The sequence below is a fragment of the Candidatus Effluviviaceae Genus V sp. genome, assembly GCA_014728125.1.
Taxonomy (GTDB): domain Bacteria; phylum Joyebacterota; class Joyebacteria; order Joyebacterales; family Joyebacteraceae; genus WJMD01.
On the sequence record WJMD01000099.1, the window covers coordinates 1 to 22,524 of the forward strand.

Annotated in this window: 21 protein-coding genes and 1 tRNA gene; all 22 read left to right on the forward strand. The window is 67.2% G+C overall.

Going from position 1 to position 22,524, the window contains the following annotated elements:
* Positions 1–973, forward strand: a 973-nt coding sequence (locus GF405_05935; GenBank protein ID MBD3367697.1) for a replication-associated recombination protein A, incomplete at its 5' end; no start/stop codon positions are given.
* Between the two features lie 25 nt (positions 974–998).
* Positions 999–2,561, forward strand: a complete 1,563-nt coding sequence (gene rny / locus GF405_05940; protein MBD3367698.1) for a ribonuclease Y — start codon at positions 999–1,001, stop codon at positions 2,559–2,561.
* Between the two features lie 13 nt (positions 2,562–2,574).
* Positions 2,575–3,366: a TIGR00282 family metallophosphoesterase gene (locus GF405_05945; GenBank protein ID MBD3367699.1), complete on the forward strand. Its 792-nt coding sequence runs from the start codon at positions 2,575–2,577 to the stop codon at positions 3,364–3,366.
* A 26-nt stretch (positions 3,367–3,392) separates the two neighbouring features.
* Complete coding sequence (locus GF405_05950; protein ID MBD3367700.1) at positions 3,393–4,301, forward strand: bifunctional 5,10-methylene-tetrahydrofolate dehydrogenase/5,10-methylene-tetrahydrofolate cyclohydrolase; 909 nt, start codon at positions 3,393–3,395, stop codon at positions 4,299–4,301.
* Positions 4,298–5,578, forward strand: coding sequence for an exodeoxyribonuclease VII large subunit (gene xseA, locus GF405_05955; protein MBD3367701.1), 1,281 nt, complete (start codon positions 4,298–4,300; stop codon positions 5,576–5,578). Before GF405_05950 ends, xseA begins: the two co-directional genes overlap by 4 nt.
* Positions 5,545–5,793 (forward strand): exodeoxyribonuclease VII small subunit, encoded by a 249-nt coding sequence (gene xseB / locus GF405_05960; GenBank protein ID MBD3367702.1) that lies wholly within the window; start codon positions 5,545–5,547, stop codon positions 5,791–5,793. Before xseA ends, xseB begins: the two co-directional genes overlap by 34 nt.
* Entirely contained in the window at positions 5,783–6,682 is a 900-nt protein-coding gene (locus GF405_05965) for a polyprenyl synthetase family protein (protein ID MBD3367703.1), read from the forward strand. Before xseB ends, GF405_05965 begins: the two co-directional genes overlap by 11 nt.
* 22 nt (positions 6,683–6,704) lie before the next feature.
* Complete coding sequence (gene dxs / locus GF405_05970; GenBank protein MBD3367704.1) at positions 6,705–8,606, forward strand: 1-deoxy-D-xylulose-5-phosphate synthase; 1,902 nt, start codon at positions 6,705–6,707, stop codon at positions 8,604–8,606.
* Positions 8,603–9,475, forward strand: a complete 873-nt coding sequence (locus GF405_05975; GenBank protein ID MBD3367705.1) for a hypothetical protein — start codon at positions 8,603–8,605, stop codon at positions 9,473–9,475. The genes dxs and GF405_05975 overlap by 4 nt, the downstream gene beginning before the upstream one ends.
* Before the next feature lie 12 nt (positions 9,476–9,487).
* Positions 9,488–10,609 carry a DUF362 domain-containing protein gene (locus GF405_05980; GenBank protein MBD3367706.1) on the forward strand — a complete coding sequence of 374 codons (1,122 nt, stop codon included), beginning with the start codon at positions 9,488–9,490 and terminating at the stop codon, positions 10,607–10,609.
* Positions 10,600–10,676 (forward strand) — tRNA-Arg (locus tag GF405_05985). Before GF405_05980 ends, GF405_05985 begins: the two co-directional genes overlap by 10 nt.
* 46 nt (positions 10,677–10,722) lie before the next feature.
* Entirely contained in the window at positions 10,723–12,867 is a 2,145-nt protein-coding gene (locus GF405_05990) for a M20/M25/M40 family metallo-hydrolase (protein ID MBD3367707.1), read from the forward strand.
* 14 nt (positions 12,868–12,881) lie between these two features.
* Positions 12,882–13,115 (forward strand): hypothetical protein, encoded by a 234-nt coding sequence (locus GF405_05995; GenBank protein ID MBD3367708.1) that lies wholly within the window; start codon positions 12,882–12,884, stop codon positions 13,113–13,115.
* Positions 13,108–14,379: a hypothetical protein gene (locus GF405_06000; protein MBD3367709.1), complete on the forward strand. Its 1,272-nt coding sequence runs from the start codon at positions 13,108–13,110 to the stop codon at positions 14,377–14,379. Before GF405_05995 ends, GF405_06000 begins: the two co-directional genes overlap by 8 nt.
* Before the next feature lie 114 nt (positions 14,380–14,493).
* Positions 14,494–15,708, forward strand: coding sequence for a nucleotide sugar dehydrogenase (locus GF405_06005; GenBank protein ID MBD3367710.1), 1,215 nt, complete (start codon positions 14,494–14,496; stop codon positions 15,706–15,708).
* A 21-nt stretch (positions 15,709–15,729) separates the two neighbouring features.
* On the forward strand, positions 15,730–16,668 hold the full coding sequence (locus GF405_06010) for an NAD-dependent epimerase/dehydratase family protein (protein MBD3367711.1): 939 nt from the start codon (positions 15,730–15,732) through the stop codon (positions 16,666–16,668).
* 25 nt (positions 16,669–16,693) lie between these two features.
* Entirely contained in the window at positions 16,694–18,094 is a 1,401-nt protein-coding gene (locus GF405_06015) for an AAA domain-containing protein (GenBank protein MBD3367712.1), read from the forward strand.
* Positions 18,091–18,591, forward strand: a complete 501-nt coding sequence (locus tag GF405_06020; GenBank protein ID MBD3367713.1) for a hypothetical protein — start codon at positions 18,091–18,093, stop codon at positions 18,589–18,591. The genes GF405_06015 and GF405_06020 overlap by 4 nt, the downstream gene beginning before the upstream one ends.
* 6 nt (positions 18,592–18,597) lie before the next feature.
* A complete protein-coding gene (gene holA / locus GF405_06025; GenBank protein MBD3367714.1) occupies positions 18,598–19,578 on the forward strand; it encodes a DNA polymerase III subunit delta in 981 nt (326 codons plus the stop codon).
* 1 nt (position 19,579) lies between these two features.
* Entirely contained in the window at positions 19,580–20,266 is a 687-nt protein-coding gene (locus tag GF405_06030; GenBank protein MBD3367715.1) for an endonuclease III, read from the forward strand.
* Positions 20,267–20,284: 18 nt separating this feature from the next.
* On the forward strand, positions 20,285–20,782 hold the full coding sequence (locus GF405_06035) for a hypothetical protein (GenBank protein ID MBD3367716.1): 498 nt from the start codon (positions 20,285–20,287) through the stop codon (positions 20,780–20,782).
* A gap of 190 nt (positions 20,783–20,972) precedes the next feature.
* Entirely contained in the window at positions 20,973–22,421 is a 1,449-nt protein-coding gene (locus GF405_06040) for a hypothetical protein (GenBank protein ID MBD3367717.1), read from the forward strand.
* Positions 22,422–22,524 lie beyond the last annotated feature (103 nt).

Below are 22,524 nucleotides of genomic sequence, written 5' to 3' on the forward strand. Positions count from 1 at the left end.
CACCGTGACGATGGTGGGGGCGACGGTCGAGAACCCGTTCTTCTACCTGAACCCGGCGCTCCTCTCGAGGATCCAGGTCTTTGAACTCAGGGCGCTCGAGGAAGCGGAGGTTCGCGCGCTCATCGAGGCGGCCCTCCGCGACGAGGAGAGGGGACTGGGCGAGTACCGGGTGGAGATCGCCGATGAGGCACTCGACCACCTCGTCGAGAACGCGCTCGGGGACGCCAGACGGGCGCTCGGCGCGCTCGAACTCGCGGTGCTCTCGACGCCGCCCGACAGGAACGGCGTCATCCGGGTCGGCCTCGAGGCGGCCCGGGAGTGTCTCCGGAAGCGCGTCGTCCGGTACGACCGGCAGGGCGACTGGCACTACGATGTCGCGTCGGCGTTCATCAAGAGCATCCGCGGCTCCCAGCCTGACGCCGCCCTGCACTGGATGGCCAGAATGCTCGCCGGCGGGGAGGACCCGCGGTTCATCGCCCGGAGGCTTGTCATATCGGCCTCGGAGGACATCGGTCTCGCCGACCCGGACGCGCTCGGTGTGGTTGTGGCGGCAGCGCGGGCCGTCGAGATGCTCGGGCTCCCGGAAGCCCGGTACGCGCTCGCGGAGGCCGCGATCTATCTGGCGACGGCGCCGAAGAGCCGAACGGCGGCAGACGCCGTTGCCAGAGCCCTCGAGGACGTCGAGGGCAGCTCGAGCTTCGAGGTCCCGGAGCATCTGCGGGATGCATCGTACGCCGGCGCCGCGCGCCTCAAGCACGGCGAGGGCTACGAGATGCCGGCCTCGGAGTCGGAGGGCAGACGACAGGAGTACCTGCCGGAGGAGCGGACGTACTACCGCCCGTCCGGCAGCGGGTACGAGAGGGAGGTCCGGAAGCGGCTGGAAACGTGGGACGCCGCTTCCCAGGCCGGCGAAGACGACCGCGCCGGGAACGAGCGGGACGATGAGCCGGCAAGAGACAATGGACCGCAATGACGATAGATAGGAGGACATGACTTCCATGACACAGTGGGGCCCGATTCTCATCATCTTCCTCGTGGGCGTCGCGGTCTTTCTCGCGGGATGGTTCGCCAGACGTCTGGTGGACCGGAGCAAGATCGTGAGCGCGGAGGAGTTGGCCGAGAAGATCGTGCGCGAGGCCCACAGAGAGGCCGAGACGCAGAAGAAGGCCGCGATCCTCGAGGCGAAGGACGAGTGGTACAAGGCGAAGGCGAAGTTCGAAGAGGACACGCAGACGACCCGGGCGGAGCTCGAGAAGCTCGAACGCTCCATCGAGAAGCGGGAGGAGAACCTCGACAGGAAGGTCGAGTTCATCGAGAAGAAGGAGACCGAGCTCGGAGAGAGGGAGACGTCGCTCGAGGAGACCGAGAGGTCTATCACGGAACGTTCCGAGAAGCTCTCTCTCCTTCTCGACGAGCAGAACGAGCGACTTGAGCGCATCGCGGGGATGAACCGCGACGACGCCAAGAAGCTCCTGATCAAGAACATGGAGTCCGACGCCCGCCTCGAGGCGGCGAGGATGATCAAGGACATCAAGGACGAGGCGAGGCGTCAGGGAGACCGGGAGGCCAAGCAGGTCCTGACGACCGCCATCCAGCGGTGCGCTGCCGATCACGTCGTCGAGTCGACTGTGTCGGTCGTCAATCTGCCGAACGACGAGATGAAGGGCCGGATCATCGGTCGCGAGGGCCGCAACATCCGCGCCTTCGAGATGGCGACCGGCATCGACGTCATCGTCGACGACACCCCGGAGGCCGTCATCCTCTCGGGCTTCGATCCTGTGCGGCGGGAGGTCGCCCGTCTGTCGCTCGAGCGGCTGATCGCCGACGGACGGATTCACCCGGGACGGATCGAGGAGGTCGTCGCGAAGATCCAGAAGGAGCTCGACGAGCAGATCGTCGAGCTGGGCGAGGAGGCCTGTCTCGACGTCGGCATCCACGATCTCCGACCGGAGCTCGTCAAGCTCATCGGGCGGCTCCGTTACCGGACGAGCTACGGGCAGAATATGCTTCAGCATTCGAAGGAGGTCGCCTACCTCTGCGGACTGATGGCGTCCGAGCTCGAGCTGGACGTCGCCCTGGCCAAGCGGGCCGGGCTGCTGCACGACATCGGCAAGGCGGTCGACCACACGATGGAGGGAACCCACGCGGCGCTGGGTGCGGATCTGGCGCGTCGCTACGGGGAGAGCGACGAGATCGTCAACGCGATCGAGTCGCACCACGAGGACGTGGAGCCCACGACGCTCATCGCGGTGCTGGTCCAGGCCGGCGACGCCGTATCGGGCGCGCGGCCGGGCGCGCGACGCGAGACGCTGGAGACCTACATCAAGCGGCTTGAGAAGCTCGAGAACATCGCCTCCTCGTTCCAGGGAGTCGACAGGTCGTTCGCCATCCAGGCCGGACGCGAGATCCGGATCATGGTGCAGCACAAGAAGATCGACGACGCTCGGGCGGAGGCCCTTGCGTCCGCTGTCGCGCGGAAGATCGAGAACGAACTCAAGTACCCCGGGCAGATCAAGGTGGTTGTCGTACGGGAGACCCGCGCGATCGACTACGCGAAGTAGACGGGAGGGGTTGTTGCGCCTTCTGTTCGTCGGTGACATCGTAGGTCGCCCCGGGAGGCGGGCCGTGTCCCGCCTCCTCGGGGGCATCGTGGACGAGCGGTCCGTCGACTTCGTCGTGGCCAACTGCGAGAACGCCGCCGGCGGCATCGGCGTGACGCCGAAGATAGCCGACGAGCTCCTGGCGCGTGGTATCGACGTGCTGACCGGTGGGAATCACACGTGGAACCGCCGCGACGTCTTCGATTACCTCGACAGCTCCGAACGCATCCTGAGGCCGGCGAACTACCCGCCCGGCGCCCCTGGGCGCGGCGCTGCGGTCGTCACGAGCCGCTCGGGCGTGCCGGTCGGGATCGTCAACCTCGAGGGACGCGTCTTCATGCGGCAGATCGACTGTCCCTTCCGCGAGGGGAGGCGGCTCGTCGATGAGCTTCTTGCCGAGACGCCGATCGTCCTCGTCGACATTCACGCGGAGGCGACGTCCGAGAAACTCGCCCTCGGCTGGTATCTCGCCGGCAGGGCGAGTGCCGTCGTCGGCACCCACACCCACATCCAGACGGCCGACGAGCGCATCCTCGAAGGACATACGGCCTACATCACGGACGCCGGGATGACGGGTCCGTGGCGTTCGGTGATCGGCGTGCGCACGGAACTCTCGGTGGCGCGGTTCGTCACCGGACTTCCGCAGCGTTTCGAGACGGCGGACGGTCCCTCCGTACTCTCGGGCTTCCTCGTCGACATCGACGAGACCACGGGGGCCGCGCGGGCCGTCGACCGCGTTCTCGAACACAGTCCGGACGAGGAGTAGCGCTTCACGCGACCGGGAGGACGTTCATGACGACGGTCCTGAGGGGCAAGCCGATCGCTTCGGCCATTCGTGAGGAGATCGCGGAGGGAAGCGCGGAGCTCGCCGGAGACGGGGCGCCGCCGCTCCTGGCGGTCGTGCTCGTCGGCGAGGACCCCGCGTCGGCCATCTACACGAAGAGCATCGAGCGCAACGCAGCGAAGGTCGGTGTCGCCACCCGCGTCGTCGGCCTCGATGCCGGGATCGGAACAGGCGGCGTCGAAGAGGCGATCGCCCGACTCTCGCGGGACGAAGAGGTGCACGGGATCATCCTGCAGCAGCCACTGCCGGAGACGATCGACGCGTCGGTGGTGGAGAGGATCGCTCCCGAGAAGGACGTCGATGGTGCGACGGTGCGGTCGCTCGGGCTTCTTCTGAAGGGTGAGGAGTGCTTCGCCCCGTGTACGGCCGAGGCCGTCGTCGAGATGCTCGTTCGCGGACAGATCGATATCGAGGGACGGCACGTCGTCATCGTGGGGCGGAGTGCGGTGGTCGGTAAGCCGCTGGCCAATCTGCTTCTCAGAAAGTCGCGTCGAGGGAATGCGACGGTGACGGTCTGTCACTCGAGAACACGCGACCTCGCCGTGCACACGAGCGCAGCCGACATCCTTGTCGTCGCCGTCGGCAGGCCGAACGCAGTGACGGGTGGCATGATGCGTCCGGGAGCCGTGGTGGTCGACGTCGGCGTCAACCGAATCGACGACCCCGGGACGGAGAAGGGCTATCGCGTCGTCGGAGACGTCAACTACGAGGATGCTCTCGAGCGCGCGTCCGTCGTGACGCCCGTGCCGGGCGGCGTCGGCACGCTGACAACGACGCTGCTCCTGAGGAACACCCTGGCCGCAGCGCGACGGGCCGGGGGCGCTGACGACCCCGACGGATCCGGAGCGAGCGGATGATGGAAGGTACCGAGGGCCTCCTCAAGGAGAGCGCCGACAACGTCCTCACGGTCTCGGACGTGACGGGTCGCATCAAGGCGCTGCTCGAGACCGGGTTCCCCCTCGTCTGGGTTGAGGGAGAGATCTCGAACTTCGTCCATCACTCGTCGGGCCACATGTACTTCACGCTGAAGGACGCGTCGAGCAGTCTGCCGGCCGTCATGTTCCGCGGAAGGAACGCCCGGCTGTCGTTCCGCCCGGAGAACGGTGCCAAGGTCAGGGCGCACGGGCGGATCTCGATCTACGAACCGCAGGGGAAGTACCAGATCATCGTCGACAGAATGCGGGAGGCCGGCGTCGGCGATCTGGCGGCCGCATTCGAGCGTCTGAAGAGACGACTGGCCGACGAGGGGCTCTTCGACCCCGCCCACAAGCGTCCGATCCCGGCGTTCCCCGGGACGGTCGCGGTCGTCACGTCGCCGACCGGGGCGGCCGTGCGGGACGTCGTACGCGTCGTGCGTTCGCGGGCGCCGTGGATCCGTCTGGTCGTGGCCCCGACCCGCGTTCAGGGCGCCGGCGCCGCCGAGGAGATCGCGGAGGCGATCCGGCTCGTGGACGAGTGGGGCGAGGCTGACGTCATGATCGTCGGCCGCGGAGGCGGCTCGCTTGAGGACCTCTGGGCTTTCAACGAGGAAGTGGTCGCCCGGGCCGTTCACGGAGCGAAGACCCCGGTCGTGTCGGCAGTCGGTCACGAGGTCGATTTCTCCATCACGGATTTCGCGGCCGACGTAAGAGCGGCGACACCGTCGAACGCCGGGGAGCTGGTGGCGCCCGACCGGACGGAGCTGCTGAGGAATGTCGCGTCCGCCGAGACGCGTCTCGTGAGAGCGGTCAGTCGCTGGTACGAGGACCGCTACGGTCGTCTGCGAGCCGCGCTCGCCGCGTACGCCTTCAAGCGCCCGCTCGAGAGGGTCGAGGCGGCCGAGCAGCGTGTCGACGAGCTCGTGTGGCGCGCTGGAGCGACCGCGCGGGCGGCTCTCGACCGGGTGGACGCCGAGCTGGCCAGACTGCGTGCGGCCCTCGAGGCCGGAGACCCGGCGGGCCTCCTCGAACGAGGATACGCGCTGGTGGCACGGGACGAGGACGGGCGGCCCGTCCGGTCGATCGGAGAGGTCTCGCCCGGGGCAGGCATACGTGTGACGATCGTCGACGGGAGCCTCGGCTGCACCGTCGACTCCGTCGACCCTCAGACCAGGGAGGACAGGTGGCCGGAAAGAAATCCGTCGAAGAGAAGCTGAGACGGCTCGAGGAACTCGTGTCCGAACTCGAGAGCGGCGACCTCGCGCTCGAGGCCTCGCTGAAGGCGTTCGAGGAGGGCATGCGACTCGCCGGGCAGCTCGCGGAGGACCTCGAGAAGTCCCGCGAGAGGATCCTCAAGCTCGAGAAGGACCTGGGCGGGCACCGGCTGGAGCCGCTCGACGAGGAGGTCGAAGAGGGCGACGATGACGCGTGAGATGGGCGGGTTCCTGCGAGGCTTCCTGGACGAGCGGAGGCGGCTGGTGGAACGGTCGCTCGACGGGCTGCTGCCCTCTGCCGGGACGCCGCCCGGGCGCCTGCACGAGGCAATGCGCTACAGCGTCTTCTCGGGCGGCAAGCGCCTGCGGCCCATCCTGACGCTCGCCGCGTGCGAGGTCGTCGGTGGCGGGTCCGAGCGCGCACTTCAGCCGGCTTGCGCCACCGAACTCGTCCACACGTACTCGCTCATCCACGACGATCTGCCGGCGATGGACGACGACGATCTCAGGCGCGGGCGTCCGACGTCCCACAGGGTCTACGGTGAGGCACTTGCGATACTCGCCGGCGACGCGCTCCTGACGGCCGCTTTCGAGGCCGTCGCGTCGAGCCCGGGACTCGAGTCAGTCCAGAGGGCCGAGATCGTCGCGATCCTCGCGTCGGCGAACGGCAGCCGCGGGATGGTCGGCGGCCAGGCCGCCGACATCGAGCCGCCGTCGACCGGCGACCCCGTGGAGGACGTCACGTTCATTCACACGAGGAAGACCGCGATGCCGCTGGCGGGCGCCGTCGAGATCGGGGCCGTCTCGGGCGGGGCGGACGGCGACCGTCGCGTGGCCCTTCGCCGGTACGGCGAGAGGCTGGGTCTGGCGTTCCAGATCGCCGACGATCTGCTCGACATCACCGGAACCGAGGAGGAGATGGGGAAGGCCGTCGGCAAGGACGAGGCGAGCGGGAAGCTCACGTACCCCGGAGCCGTCGGTGTCGAAGCGTCCCGGGAACGCGCCCGGTCTCTCGTGAACGAGGCCGTTGAGGCCCTCGATGGGATCGGCGGCGACACGGGTGCTCTGAAGGCGATCGCTGAGTACATCGTCAGACGGCGAACGTAAGGACGGAAGAAAGGACGCCGGCATGGCAAGGCTGCTCGACAGGATCGACTCGCCGGACGATCTCAAGGGGCTCACGTCGGCCGAACTCAGACGACTGGCGGAGGAGCTTCGCGATGAGATCATCCGCGTCGTCTCGAGGAACGGGGGACACCTGGCTCCGAGCCTCGGCGTCGTCGAGCTGACACTGGCTCTTCACTCCGTGTTCGACTCGCCCCGCGATCGGATCATCTGGGACGTCGGGCACCAGAGCTACGCCCACAAGCTCCTGACCGGTCGACGGGACACCTTCGCGACTCTCCGGCAGTACGGGGGCGTCGCCGGTTTCCCGCGGCGCGAGGAGAACCCGCACGACGCGTTCAACACGGGACACTCCAGCACCTCGATCTCGGCCGCCCTCGGTATGGCGTGCGCCCGCGACGCCCGCGACGAGGACTTCCGCGTGCTCGCCGTCATCGGCGACGGTTCTCTCACGGCGGGGCTTGCCTTCGAGGGGTTGAACCAGGCCGGCCATCTCAAGAAGAACCTCATCGTCATCGTCAACGACAACCGCATGTCGATCTCCAAGAACGTCGGGGCGCTGTCGCAGTACCTGACGAGGCTCCTGTCCGCTCCGACCTACCAGCGCCTCGAGTCCGAGGTCTGGGACATTCTCGGGCGGATCCCGGCCGTAGGAGAGAGAGCCCGATCGCTCGCGTCACGCGCCCTCGAGGGAGCGCGCGGTCTGTTCGTACCGGGCGTGCTTTTCGAGGAGCTGGGATTCAAGTACTTCGGGCCGCTCGACGGTCACAACGTGGAGCTGCTCGTCGAGGCGTTCGAACGGCTCAAGTACCTGGACGGGCCGCTGCTGGTCCACGTCGTCACGACGAAGGGCAAGGGCTACGCGCCGGCCGAGGAGGACGCGTCGCGCTTTCACGGCATCGGCTCGTTCGACAAGGCATCGGGAACGCTCAAGGCCAGACCGAAGGCGATGTCGTACACGGAGGCGTTCGGCCGCTCGCTTGTCACGCTCGGTGAGAAGGACGACCGGATCGTGGCGGTGACGGCAGCGATGCCCGCGGGTACGGGGCTCCTGTATTTCGCGCGGGCCTTCCCGGACCGCTTCTTCGACGTCGGCATCGCCGAACAGCACGCCGTCACGTTCGCCGCCGGCATGGCGACGGCCGGGCTCAAGCCGTTCGTCGCCATCTACTCGACGTTCCTCCAGCGGGCGTACGACCAAATCATCCACGACGTCTGCCTTCAGGGGCTGCCGGTGAAGCTGATGGTCGATAGGGGTGGGATCGTCGGCGACGACGGTCCGACCCACCACGGCGTCTTCGACCTGTCGTTCCTGCGGAGCGTGCCCGGGCTCGTTGTGGCGGCCCCGAAGGACGAGAACGAACTCGGAGCGCTTGTCCGGACGGCCGCCGAGCACGACGAGGGGCCGATCGCGATCCGGTATCCGCGCGGCGCGGGACTGGGTGTGCGCCTCGACTACGATCCCGATCCGATCCCGGTCGGGAAGGCCGAGATCCTGAGGCGGGGGCAGGACGCGACCATCCTCGCCATCGGGTCGATGGTCCACGTCGCCGAGGAAGCGGCTTTCAGACTCCAGCATCAGGGGATCGACGCGGGGGTCGTGAACGCGCGGTTCGCCAAGCCGCTGGATGAGGATCTGATCCTCGAGTGCGCTGCCCGGACCGGACGGATCGTGACCGTCGAGGAGAACGTACTCTCGGGCGGCTTCGGTGCGGCCGTCCTCGAGCTGCTCGCCACACGGGGCGAGCGGAACGCGGTCGTCGAGTGCGTCGCCCTGCCGGACGAGTTCGTCCCGCACGGGTCGCGGGCTCGGCTGCTCTCGGAGTGTGGTCTCTCTGAGGAGACGATCGCGGAGCGCGTCAGGGTCCTTCTCGAGACGCCGTCGGTGCGCAAGCGAAGGGAGTGAGACCGGTGAAGACCGTCGGGATCATCGCGAACCCCCAGAAGGAGGGCATCCCCCGTGCGTCCGGCATGGTGTCCAGCTGGGCCGAAGCGCGGGGGCTGGGACTCGTGGTCGATGAGCTCGCCGCGGCCGCGGCGCCGGAGGGCGTCGAGACGGCCGCCCGAAACGTCGTCGCCGAGCGCTCCGACCTGGTCATCGCGTTCGGGGGTGACGGCACGATGCTCGCGGCCGTTCGCGGCGTGGCGTCCGCGGGGAAGCGGACGCCGGTGCTCGGGGTCAACCTGGGGAGTCTCGGCTTCCTGACGCAGGTTCCCGGAGACGAGCTGGCGGGGGTTCTGGAGTCGCTCGATCCGAACGACCTGCCCGTCACCGAGCGCATGATGCTGGAGGTCTCGAAGGACGGCGGCGAACACCGTCTCGCCCTGAACGACGTTGTCATCCTCAAGGCGGCCGACGCCAGGATGCTCTCGTTCGAGGCCCGCTCGAACGGCGAGCTGGTGACGCGCTACGCGGCCGACGGGATCATCCTGTCGACCCCGACCGGTTCGACGGCCTATTCCGTGTCGGCCGGCGGTCCGGTGGTCGTGCCCGGGGTCGAGGCCATCATCGCCACTCCGATCTGCCCACACACGCTCAGTATCAGAGCCTGCGTCGTGCCCCCGGATTCGGAGATCGAGATCGAGATGATCGAGTGTGAGAAGGGGACGATGGTGACGGTCGACGGAGAGCGCGCCTTTCACATCGAACAGTCGGACGTCGTCACGATCAGACGGGCCGGTCTGAGCGCCCTTCTGGTGGACGTCGGTGGACATTCCTACTATGAGATCCTCAGGCTCAAGATGCGCTGGGCCGGACGCGTGCGCGAACGCTAGCGGGGAGAGGCGATGGCATCCGACAGAGGGAAGAGCAACGTCTATCTGCTGAGGTCGAGCGACAGGGACGATCTCGTAGCAAGTGTCGACGCTCTCCTCGAACGCTCGGGCATCGAGGGGATCGCCCGGGAGGACCAGATAGTCGCGGTCAAGATGCACTTCGGGGAGAGCAGTCAGACGGGTCACGTCAGGCCCCACTTCATCCGGAGGATCGTTGCCTGGCTGATGCGTCGGGGACACCGACCGTTCGTCACCGACGCCAACACGCTCTACAGGGGCACCCGGTGCGATGCGATCGCCCATCTGCGGGCCGCGGCCGAGCACGGTTTCACCCAGTCGGCGCTCGGCGCCCCGGTCGTCATCGCGGACGGCCTCCGCGGAACGACGGAGACCCGGCTTCCGTTCGACGGCAGACACGTCAGCGAGGCGGCCTACGGCGCCGAGCTCATCAAGGCGGACGCCGTGCTGTCGGTCGCTCACTTCAAGGGACACGAGCTCTCGGGTTTCGGCGGCGCCATCAAGAACGTCGGCATGGGCGGGGCTTCGCGCTCCGGGAAGCTCGAGCAGCATTCGACGACCAAGCCGTTCGTGCGCGACACCTGCATCGCGTGCGGGACCTGCGCCGAGTGGTGTCCGGTCGACGCGATCCTCGTCGATGAACGGGCGGCGATCGACGATGAGACCTGCATCGGGTGCGGGGAGTGCATCGCCGTCTGCCCGGTGAAGGCCGTCGGCATCCGCTGGGATCAGGCGACCGACATCTTCCAGGAGAAGATGGTCGAGTACACGAAGGCCCTGTCGGACGCGAAACCGGGCGCCGTCGGATACGTCAACTTCATCACGGACGTGCACCCCGTCTGCGACTGCTACGGGGCGGCGAAGGAGGCGATCTGCCCGGATGTCGGCATCGTTGCGTCGCTCGATCCGGTCGCGATCGACCAGGCGTCGTACGATCTCGTCAACGAGGCGCCGGCCTCGGAGGCCGGCGATCTCTCGCCGACCTACCGGCAGGGCAGCGACAAGTTCAAGGATCTGCATCCCGAAGTGGACTCGACGGTGCAGTTGCGCTATGCTGAAGCCTTGGGTCTGGGGACCCGAGACTACGAACTCATCGAGGTTGACACGCGCCCGTAGCTCAGCTGGATAGAGCACTGGATTCCGGTTCCAGGAGTCGGAGGTTCGAATCCTCTCGGGCGTACCATATACCGGATGGCGGCCGGCGGCGTCGAGTCGTCGGCCGCTCTCCGATGAACGCGAGGTCCGGCCAAAGGGGGGACGGGATGAGGACGGTGACGCTGCTCTTTGCTGCTGTACTCGTGGTGGGGCTTCTTGCCGGCGGGGCGCCGGCGGAGCTCTACGCCGTGCGCTTTCGTGACGGAAGCGAGTTGAGCGCCGCCGAGCGCCTCGGGGCCACGGTCCGGCTCATCGGGGCGGGAAGCGCCGTCGTCGAGAGCGACGGGGAGTTCGCCGGACGCGCGCTGTCACGCGGCCTCTCGGCAGACGGACTCGGGAGCGTCAGGGACGGTGAGACGCCGGTCGTCTGGTATCCCGGCTCCACAGACAGGACGCCGTCGGTCGGTAGAGTCCTCTGGTCCGACCGGGTCGGTACGCATCTCGTCGCGGCGGGTCCGGAACAGACAGAGCGGCTCCGCGCGGAGGCCCATCAGGTCGTCGCCCTGCCCGACGCGATCGACACACACAAGTGGTTCGATCCGGCGCCTCCGTCCCACGTCATCGACCGGCGAACGAGGGGAGAGGAGGCGTGGCGCGGGGTCGTGAACGACGTGCTCTCGGCCGTGTCCGGCGACAGTCTGATGGCGATGACGAGAAGGCTGTCCGAGACGACGGGCGGGGACCCGAGAACCAGGTTCGTCTTCCACGATGCGTGCCTCGATGAGGCGAAGCCCGCCGTCGTGAGCGCCCTGGAGTCCTGTCTGCCGCCGGGATCGCCGATCGAGTACCAGCGCTTCGACCTTCTGGGGTACACCTGCGAGGGCGGCTCCGGAGGTCCGGCGGTCGACTACCCCGTCGAGAACATCATCGCCACGCTCGAGGGCAACGGAAGACTGGACGGCGCATACATCGTCTGCGGGCACTACGACGCGACCGCGTCGAGCTCGGCGTACGACGACTCGTTCGCCTTCTGGTGGTGTCAGCACGACGCCCCGGGCGCCGACGACAACGCGACCGGCGTTGCCACGGTCCTCGAGGTCGCACGCGTCATCGCGGCCTCGGGTCTCGAGTTTCCGTTCGATATCCGGTTCGTGCTCTTTACGGCCGAGGAACTCGGGCTCATCGGGAGCGAAGCCTACGCCGACAGCATCGCTGCGGCGGGCGACACGGTCTACGCGGCGATCAACGTCGACATGATCGCCTTCAAGCCGCATCCCGCCAACCCTGACACCTGCCATCTGGTCACCAACGAGTCGTCCGCCTGGCTGGCGGACTGGATGCTGGAGACCGTTGACGCGTATCCGGCGCACTTCCCGTCGTTCAGCGCCGTTCGGATCGACACGCCGCTTCTCTACAGCGACCACGGCAGCTTCTGGGTCGAGGGATACGACGCACTCGTGGCCATCGAGCACTGGAGCCCCAGGGATCGGAACCCGTACTATCACACGATAGGCGACCGGTTCTCGACCATCCGCGAGTCGCAGTTCGCGTCTACGACGCGTGCCGTCGCCGGCGCCATCGCCAGACTGGCCGACCCGGAGGCCGCGTTCAACCTGGCCGTCTTCCCGGGCGGCATCCAGGCGACTCCCAACAGGCCCTTCACCGGCGCCGCCGTCGATGTCGAACTCGATGTTCACGCGTTCGGGCCAGATACTCTGGCGGCCTTCACGATCGAACTCTGGGACGGCGAGCCGGACGGCGGGGAGCTTCTGGCTGCGTACGACGTCGATCGTACCGTCGGTTCGGGCGAGGTGGTGACCAGGACGTTCACCTGGGCGCTCGAGGAGAGCGACGTCGGCGACCATACGTTGACGGCCCGTGTCGTCGTCGAGGACGCCCCGGAGGAGCTGTCGATCTCTGACAACACGGCGTCGACGATTCTCAACGTTCGAGCCGAGGGCCCCATCGGGATCCTCAGACATCACGTCGCGCGGAACCCCGCGACATCGCTTGATGATGCGATGCTCGTCTACGAGCTGTCCCGCGAGGTCCAGCTCGTCGAGGTGGAGGTCTACGACGTCACCGGGCAGCAGGTCTTCACACACACGATCCGGGAGCGGGGGCAGGGACTCTCCGCGGGCCTGAACCAGGTGTCGCTCGCCTCGATGACGGGAGAGGACCTCGCAAGCGGCGTCTACATCTACCGTCTCCGGGTCGTCGCCCGCGACAGGAGCTCGACTGACGACGTCGCGACGGGCAAGTTCGCTCTGGTGCGGTGATACCCGGAGGCGCGGTGACCGACCCCAGGCACGAGAACGGCGAGGCCAGGGTCTACCGACTGGCGGTGGGGTTCGCCAGCCTCGCGCTGTCGGGGATGCTCGTGTACGGGGCCTACAGGCTGGGACGGATCATCATCCCGCGCTACGGACCGGAGTTCTTCTACGTGCCGGTCATCATGGTCGGTCTCGCCGTCTGGATGGCGGTCCGGGGCGTGCTGACACTGAGAGGGAGAGACGGCGGTGCCTGACGGGTCACCGGCGGCGACGGCCCGGCGCGGGATCGTTGCCTTCGACGTGGACGGCGTGCTGCTCCGCGGTCTCTTTCTCTGGCGCCTGGCCTGGCGCAGCAGCCCCTGGACCCTTCTCAGAAGCCTCTGGCTCGGTTTTCTGCTCAAGACGGGCGCCGCGCCCGTGGAGGTCGCCGTCGAGGCGGCCTATCGCTATCAGCGAGGGCGTTCCGTTGAGGAACTCTGTCGGCTCGCCGACTCGATCGCGCTCAGGAAGGGCGCCGCGGAGTGCTGCGCGCGGCTCAAGGCCCTCGGATACGAGATCGTGCTTGTGAGCGCCGGCGTACCCGACCAGGCCATAGAGCGCATCGCGGCCCGGGTCGGGGCGGACGCCGGGCGGGGGGTCCCGCTCGAGACTGAGAACGGGAGACTCACCGGACGGCTCACCGGGGGCTTGCACAGCGGCGAAGGCAAGCGGCGGTCCCTCGAGCGCTTCCTCGATGAGCGCGGCTACACGTGGAGCGACACGACGGTCGTCGTCGATGACCGCAGCAACATCGAGATCGTTCAGGCGGCCTGGCGGAGCATCGCGATCAACCCCGAGTATCCCGTGCTGCCGCTGGCCTCGTTCGTCATCCACACGCGGGATCTGAGGGAGATCCTCGAGTTCCTGCCGGAGGGTCGCCGGTTCGGCTACTCCCCGGCGGAGGCCGCCGCGCGCCACGAGGTCTTCCGCAAGGCGCTTCACGCCTGCGCCATCGCCGTGCCGTTCCTTGCGATGTGGTGGAGGGGGTTCGCACTGTGGCTCGTCGGATCCGTCACACTGCTTCTCGTGCTGTCGGAGTTCTTCCGGCAGCTCGGGATCGCCGTTCCCTTCTTCGCGGATGTGACGTGGCGCGCGATGCGGCCGGAGGAGGAGCGGGGCATCGTCGGGGGGCCCATCCTCTACGGTGTCGGCATCTGGCTTGCGCTGTGGCTCTTTCCGCTCGAGGCCGCATCCGTGGGCATCTTCGTCCTGGCGCTCGGGGACAGTCTGGCCAGTTTGTCAGGAAAGGCGTTCGGTTCCACACTCCTGCCGCACAATCCACGGAAGACCTACATCGGTTCGCTCACGGTCTTCGCCGTGGGCGCGGTTATTGCTATGTTCTATGTTCCGTTGCCGTCGGCTCTTCTGGTGGGGCTGGTGGCCAGTCTGCTTGAGTCCCTGCCGATAGGTGCTCTTGACAACATGCTGTTGCCTGTGGCCACTGCGGCCGCTGTCGTGGTCTCGAGCCCCGTGGGATAGGAGAGTTCCTCTGACGACTGACCGAAGGAGGCATCGGTGCTGAGGGAGAAGCTGGAATCCAGAGAGGCCAGACTGGGTGTGATCGGACTCGGCTACGTCGGCCTTCCACTGACCATGGAGTTCGCGAAGGCCGGGTTCCACGTGACGGGCATCGACACGAACGAGGAGAAGATCAGGTCACTGCGGGAAGGTCGCTCGTACATCGGCGACGTCCCGGACGAGTGGGTGCGGGAGGCGGTGGAGGCGGGACGCTTCGAGGTGACGACCGACTTCTCGGTGATCGAGACGCTCGACTCGATCGACATCTGCGTGCCGACACCTCTCAGGAAGACGAAGGACCCTGACATCTCCTACGTCAGCGCGGCCGTCTGTCAGATCGCGAAACACGTCCACAGGGACATGATGATCATCCTCGACAGCACGACCTACCCCGGCACGACGGACGAGATCATCCTGTCCAAGCTCGAACGGACCGGCCTCACGGTAGGGGAGGACTTCTACCTGGCCTTCTCCCCGGAGCGCGTCGATCCGGGGAACCCGACGTGGAACACGAAGAACATCCCGAAGGTCGTCGGAGGCGCGACGCCGGCGTGCACGGAGCACGCTGTGCTGCTCTACGAGCTGACGCTCGGTCCCGTCGTGCCGGTGTCCTCGACGAAGGTCGCCGAGATGGTGAAGCTCCTTGAGAACACGTTCCGGAGCGTCAACATCGGCCTCGTGAACGAGCTCGCGCAGATGAGTGACCGCATGGGGATCGACGTGTGGGAGGTCATCGACGCGGCCGCAACGAAGCCGTTCGGCTTCATGCCGTTCTATCCGGGCCCCGGCCTCGGAGGGCACTGCATCCCGATCGATCCGTTCTATCTCTCCTGGAAGGCCAAGGAGGCGGGGTTCGAGGCCCGCTTCATCGAGCTCGCGGGACAGGTCAACAGCAGCATGCCGTACTACGTCATGTCGAAGATCAACGACTGCCTCAACGACGCGGGCAAGCCGATCCGCGGCTCGAACATCCACGTCCTCGGAGTCGCCTACAAGGAGGACATCGGCGACGTGCGCGAGTCCCCTGCTCTCGATGTCATTCGGCTTCTGAGCGACCGGGGCGGCGTGGTAACCTACTCGGACCCGCACGTCCCCGTGCTTGAGGAGGCCGGCATCGAGCTCAGGAGCGAGGAGCCGACACCGGACAGGCTTGCGAAGGCGGATTGCCTCGTGATCGTGGCGGCGCACAACGCGTTCGACTACGATGCCATCGCCGGCGCCGGGACTCCGATCGTCGACACGCGCAACGCACTCAAGGGGTACGAGGGACCGCACATCAGCCGGATCTAGCTCCTCGAAGGGAAGAACACCATGTCGACAATGCTCGTGACAGGCGGAGCCGGGTTCATCGGATCGCACATCGTCGAGCGGCTGCTCGATCTGGGTCACTCGGTCCGCGTCCTCGATGACTTCTCCACCGGACGCCGTGAGAACATCGCCGCGTTCGAGAGCGATGTCGACCTTCACGTCGGAGACGTCCGCGATCTCGAGGCGGTGCGACGCGCCGTGGACGGTGTGGATGTCGTCTTCCACGAGGCCGCGCTCGCGTCGGTGCCGAGATCGGTCGACGATCCGGTTACGAGCAACGAGGTCAATGTCGGCGGAACTCTGAACGTGCTGGTCGCCGCCAGGGACGCGGGGGTCGGGCGGCTGGTCTACGCGAGCTCGTCGTCGATCTACGGAGACTCGCCGGAGCTCCCGAAGCGGGAGGATATGGCTCCTTCGCCCGAGTCCCCCTACGCGGTGGGGAAACTCGCAGGCGAGCACTACTGCAAGGTCTTCTCGTCGCTGTACGGTCTGGAGTGCGTCGCACTCCGGTACTTCAACGTCTTCGGGCCGAGACAGGACCCGGGATCGCAGTACGCGGCCGTCGTCCCGATCTTCACGACCGCGCTTCTGTCAGGCCGGCAGTGCCTGATCCACGGTGACGGCGAGCAGTCGAGGGACTTCACATACGTCGCCAACGTCGTCGAGGCGAACCTCCTCGCCTCCGGCGTCGACGGTGTCGCCGGGAGCGTGATGAACATCGCCTGCGGGGACACGATCACAGTCAACAGCCTGCACGACCGGCTTCGCACACTCACGGAGTCGGATCTCGAGCCGGAGCACGGACCGGAGCGCGCCGGCGACGTCAAACACTCGTACGCCGACGTGACGCGCGCCCGGGAGCTTCTGGGGTTCTCTCCGAAGGTCCCCTTCGATGAGGGCCTCGAGAGCACCGTTGCGTGGTTTCGCGAGAGCGTGAGCTGACTCGGTGCGTTCGCTCGGAGGGGGCATGCGAACCGTATGGATCCTCGACAGGAGTGAGGAGCACGCGGCGCCGCTCAGTGGCGCCCTTCCGTCGCTGATGTACGACGTCACCGTCTGGACCAGCGCCGCAAACCTCCTCTCCGGCCTGCGTTCGGACGGCCCCGATCTGGTCGTCGTGGAGCACGGCTACGACGAGCCGCCGGCCGTCGAGGTCATCAGAACGATCAGATCCGAGGTGCCCAGGCTTCCGATCATCGTCGTCGCGGAACGGACGTCGGAGCAGGCCGCGATCGAGTCGATGCGTGAGGGCGCGTACGACTATTTGCCCAGGGGTACGCTTCCCGCGGGTCTCGAGGACGCCGCGAGGCGTGCTCTGTCGGCCGACGGCGGCATCATCCGGACAGTCGGCTCGCCCGGCCCCGGAGACGTCGCCGATCTCGGCGCGATCATCGGCAGGACGCCCGAGATGGTCGAGATCCACAAGCTCATCGGACAGGTCGCCACGACCGACGCCGCCGTGCTGATCCACGGTGAGCCGGGCACGGGCAAGGAGCTCATCGCGCGTGCCATCCACTACAACAGCGAGCGACGCGACGGACCGTTCGTCGCGGTCAACTGCTCGGCGCTGCCGTCCGACCTTCTGGAGGTCGACCTCTTCGGACGGGGACGGCGCGACGGGCACGAGGAGATCGAGGACGGCCGCTTCGAACAGGCAGACGGCGGCACGATCTTCCTCGACGAGATCGACCGCACCGACCTGCCCTCGCAGGGCCGGATCCTCAGCGTGCTCGAGAACGGGTGGTTCGAACGGCCGGGCACGAGGAAGAGGATCCCGGTCGACGTGCGCGTCATCGCATCGACGGGGCGTAGCCTCGTCTCCGAGATGAAGGAAGAGCGTTTCCGCGTCGACCTGTTCTACAGGCTGAAGGTCGTCTCGCTGTACATACCGCCGCTTCGCGAGCGCCGGGACGACATCCCGTATCTGGCCGAGTACTTCCTTGAACGCGCAAAGGTCAAGATGCAGAAGGACGTCGACGGCATGTCCGAGGAGGTCGTCGAACTCCTCCAGTCCTATCCGTGGCCGGGGAACGTCCGCGAGCTGGAGCAGGCCATTCACCGGGCGATAGCGCTCAGCAGGAAGGGCGTGCTGGTGCCGGACGACTTCGAGGTCCTCGAGACGGGACTCGAGGACATCCCCGTCCCAGACAGCGTCCTGTCAGGGAGGCTCGCCGACAGCGTCCGCAGGGAGTTCTCGAGACTCCGCTCCGCCTCCGAGGGTGAGATCGACGGCATCGTCGTCGGCGAGGTCGAGAGGGCTCTCGCCGAGGCAGCGCTCGAGGTGACCGACGGAAACCAGGTGCGGGCGGCGAAGCTCCTCGGGATCAGCCGCAACACACTTCGCAAACGTGTCAAGGGGGATTCGTGACGCTCCGTCTCACCGCGGCCGTACTGCTTCTCGCGTTGGCCCTGGCGGGGTGCGGCTACTACAGCTTCTCGCCGACGCTGCAAAAGGGCGGCATCGGGAGCGTCGCTCTTCCCGTCCTTGAGAACGAGACGCTCGAGTACGGCATCGAGACAGAGGTCACCGACGTGTTGAACGACGTTCTGACCGAGGGCGGGCTCCGTGTCGTCGGCGAGGACGAGGCCGACGCGCTCCTGAGAGGAGCCGTGACGCTGTACGAGCGCTCCGTCATGTCGTATGATGCGGGAGGCGACCCCCGCGAGTACAAGGTGCGCATCCTGGCGGACCTGGCCTACGAGGATGTCTCGTCCCGCGAGACGATCTGGGAAGGAACGGCCGAGGGATGGGCCGTCTACTCCACGGGGGGCGACTCCGAGTTCACCTCCGAGGAGGAGGCTCGGGAGAACGCGATCGAGAAGCTAGCGGACGACGTGCTCTCGAAGACGGTGCAGGGGTGGTAGACCGCGATGACGTTCGCCGAGTTCCAGAGAGCCGTGCGTGACGACGCCCTGCCGGGCGTGATGCTCTTCCACGGCGAGGAGTCCTTTCTCGCCCGCGTCGGCGTCAGGCTGCTCCGGAAGGCGCTGGTCGCTCCGGGCAGCGAGGCGTTCGACCTCTCCACCTTCTCGGGGCGCGAGGCGACGGCGGAGGCCGTGATATCGCACGCGTCAACGGCTCCGATGCTGTCGGCCAGGAGACTCGTCGTCGTCTACGAGGTCGACAGAATGAGCCCCTCGGAGCGGACGAAGCTGGCCCGATCGCTCGATGCGGTCCCGGAAGGCGTGTGCCTTGCCCTCGTGTCCTACGGAAGGCTCAGTGGGCGCGCGGCCTGGGAGCGCCGGCTTCTGGACGGCGCGGCGGTCGTCGACTGCGGCCGGCCGTCCCGCGAGGTGCTCGCCGGACTGGTGGCGCGCATGGCCGAGGACCGGGGCAGGGCGATCGACGAACCGGCCGCCTCCCTGCTGATCGATTGGACCGAGAGCGATCTCTCCCGCATCTCGAACGAGCTCGACAAGCTGGCGGCGTACGCCGAGCCGGATCGTCCCATCACGCAGCAGGACATCGAGTCGGTGGTGGGGGAGAGGGCGTCCGACTTCCGCGACCTTGCCGAGGCCGTCGGGAGGCGAGACCTCGGACGGTCGCTCGGGCTGGCCGGGGAGCTGGTGCGGGGCGGTATGGCTCCGGCGCAGCTTGTGTCGCAGCTCTATGCGTTCTGGATCTCGCTCTGGGAGACGCGGGCGGGCGGCGGCGGCCGCTCACGCGCCGGCGTGCGTAACATGAGAGCGCTCGCCGCCGAACGAACGTCGAGGGACTACGCCAGGGGCGTCAGGTCCTTCCTCGAGGCGGATGTCGGGATCCGGAAGGGCCTCGAGGGCGAGGCGCTGCTCGATGTTCTCGTCTACGAACTGGTGAAGGGACCGAAGGCCGGTGTCGGGTCGACGTCGTAGCGTGGAGCCGTCGGGACACGTCGCGCGGCGGCGCGTCCGCCGGATCGTGGAACGGCTCGAAGGAGCTTTCGGCGAACCCCGTGCGCGGGACGGGGGCGACTTGGTCGGGAACCTCGTTCGGACGATCCTCTCCCAGAACACGAGCGACGTGAACTCCGACCGGGCCTACGCCTCGCTCAGGGAACGCTTCGCTGACTGGGGGGCCGTCGAGCGCGCTCCGGTCTCGACGATCGAGTCGGCGATCCGCTCGGGCGGCCTTGCGAAGACGAAGGCGGCGCGGATCCGTCGGATCCTCAGATCGATCCGGGAGACCACGGGCTCGATCGACCTCGGTTTCCTGAAGGACATGGAGACGCCGGAGGTCCTGGAGTATCTTGGGTCGTTCGACGGCGTCGGTCCGAAGACGGCGGCCTGCGTTGCGCTCTTCGGACTCGGTCGTGAGGTCGTCCCGGTCGACACGCACGTGCACCGCGTCGTCGGGCGCACCGGCGTCGTCGGGACACCGACGAGCCCGGAGCGGACGTTCGACGCGCTCGAGGGACTTGCTCCCGACGGGAAGGCGTTCTCACTCCATGTGAACCTGATCCGCCTCGGCCGTCGGGTCTGCAGGCCGAGGGTTCCCGACTGCGGCGGCTGTCCGATCCGCAGCTTGTGCGATGTCGGGTCTGGACGGCGTTCGTTGAGCTAGGGGCGCTCGGAGGAACGAATGGCGCTGAAGAGAAGAACCGGATTGCTGATCCTCCTCGCCATCATCGTCGTCGTGGCGGCCTTCGGCTTCAACGCCTGGAGCGCCCGCTCGGACTTCTGCGGGAGCTGTCACGACGTGATGGGGGAGCACTACGTGAGTTGGGCCGAGTCCTCCCACGGAGCCGTTGCCGAGTGCCTCGATTGTCACAGCGAGCCCGGGTGGGCCGGCTACTACCACTCGAAGCTCGACGGGGCCCGGAACGCCATGGCCTACTACCTGGGCATCGAGAAGTCGGGGAAATCAGATCCCCCCGGGCCGGCCTCGTGCTTGAGAAGCGGCTGCCACACACGCGAAAGCCTGGTCTCCGAGGAATCCTCCGGAGCCGACGTGCACGTCATGCACCTCTCGAGAGCCAGCTGTGTCGAGTGCCACGGGGCGATCGGTCACGCCGACGCAGAGGCGGAGAGGGCGCGGGCGTGCACCGCATGCCACGCGGACACATCCTCCGGATACTGATCGACTCTCGCATACTGCATCCCGCCGGCATCTGCCCCGCCGCTCTCCGGCCGGAGGCGTGCGCCGTCAAGCTCCCACGCAGCAGGGACTTCGCAGGGAGAAATGGCTTGACGGGGCTCCGCGCCCTATGCTATCTAACGAATGAGGGCTCGTCTCGGTGCGCCCGTTGAGGGCGCTCCGTTTTGGATATATGCGACCGGACCCGGCAGTGCGCGCCTCTCTGTCGGGAGGAGGAAACAACATGCGTTTCTTGGGCGCTCTCATCGGGTGTCTTGTGTTCGTTGCAGCCGGCTCCCTGCCGGCGTTCGCGAGCGGCTACATCATGCCGCCCGTCGGTGTCCGCGCCGGGTCGATGGGGGAGGCCTTCATCGGCCTCGCCGACGACTACAGCGCCGTTCACTGGAATCCGGCCGGGATCACGCAGATCTCCGGGACGGAGCTGACGGCCTCGCTCGCCAGCCCCATCGTGATGGCCTCGCGGGACGGCGTGGTCATTCTCGACGGCGTCGACGGCCCGGGCGGTCAGAACGGCATCGCGACGGTCGAGGCGACGACCGACAGCGAGTTGCCGGTCGCGCCCGGGGTTTTCTACTACACCGGCTGCGGTCCGCTGTCGGGCGTGCTGGACAAGTGGGGGATCGGTCTCTACACGCTGGCCGACTTCGTTGTGACCTGGTCCGGTGACGACGTCTACGGCGAGGACGACATCGATGAGGCCGAGGGAACGGATCCGTTCAAGAACGTCGTTCTGGATGCCACCGTTCCGGACTTCGAGACCGACATCAAGGGCTACGTCATCTCGCCGGTGGTCGCACGGGAGATTATGCCGGGACTCTCGGTCGGCGTCACGGGGCATGCTCTCTACGGGCACGTGACCCTCAAGGACGTCGGGTTCGGGCAGCGCGTCGTGACCGGGATCGGCGAGAACGAGGGTGACACGCTCCATCTGATGCCCTACAGGGTCGAGGACGACGCGACCGGCTGGACCTTCGGAGCGACGGTCGGCATGCTCTACCGCGCCACAGATCAGATCAGCGTCGGCGCGACGCTCAGAACGCCGATGACGATCGAGTGCTCGGGCTGGTCGAAGATCACGTCGGAGACCGATTCGCTGTCCGCAGGTGCCAGGGAGACCGACTTCGACTTCACGTTCCCGCTGACGGCGGGCATCGGCATGGCGTATAGGGACTTCCTCATGGACGAGCTCACACTGACCGCCGACGTCACGTGGACGCAGTGGTCGGAGGTCGAGGACATCTCGCGCACGATGGATGTCGCTCTTCCCATGGTCGCCGGAGAGGACCCCAACGTGACGGAGCTCGAATGGGAGGATACGGTCGAGTTCGGTATCGGACTCGACTACAGGCTCTCGAGGACGGTCTCGCTGAGAGGCGGTTTCCGTTCGGTTCAGTCGCCGGCTCCCGCGGAGACCTACACCATGGGTCTGCCGGCGACCGAGAAGAGCATCGTCGGACTGGGCATGACCTATCGCCGGGACGTCTGGCGCTTCGACGCGGGGCTTCAGTATAGGCTCGGGTCGAAGCGCGAGCTCGACCGGGACGGTGACAACTGGGACATGGCCGGCAAGAACATCGACGACGTCATGATCCCGAGCCTCTCGCTGACGTACTTGTTCTAGGGGGACGCGAGAAGCCGACATTCGAGAGCCGGCACCGTCCCGGTGCCGGCTCTCTTTCGTTCAGGCCGCCGGGCCCCGCACGGGGCGACCGGACCGCCGCCGG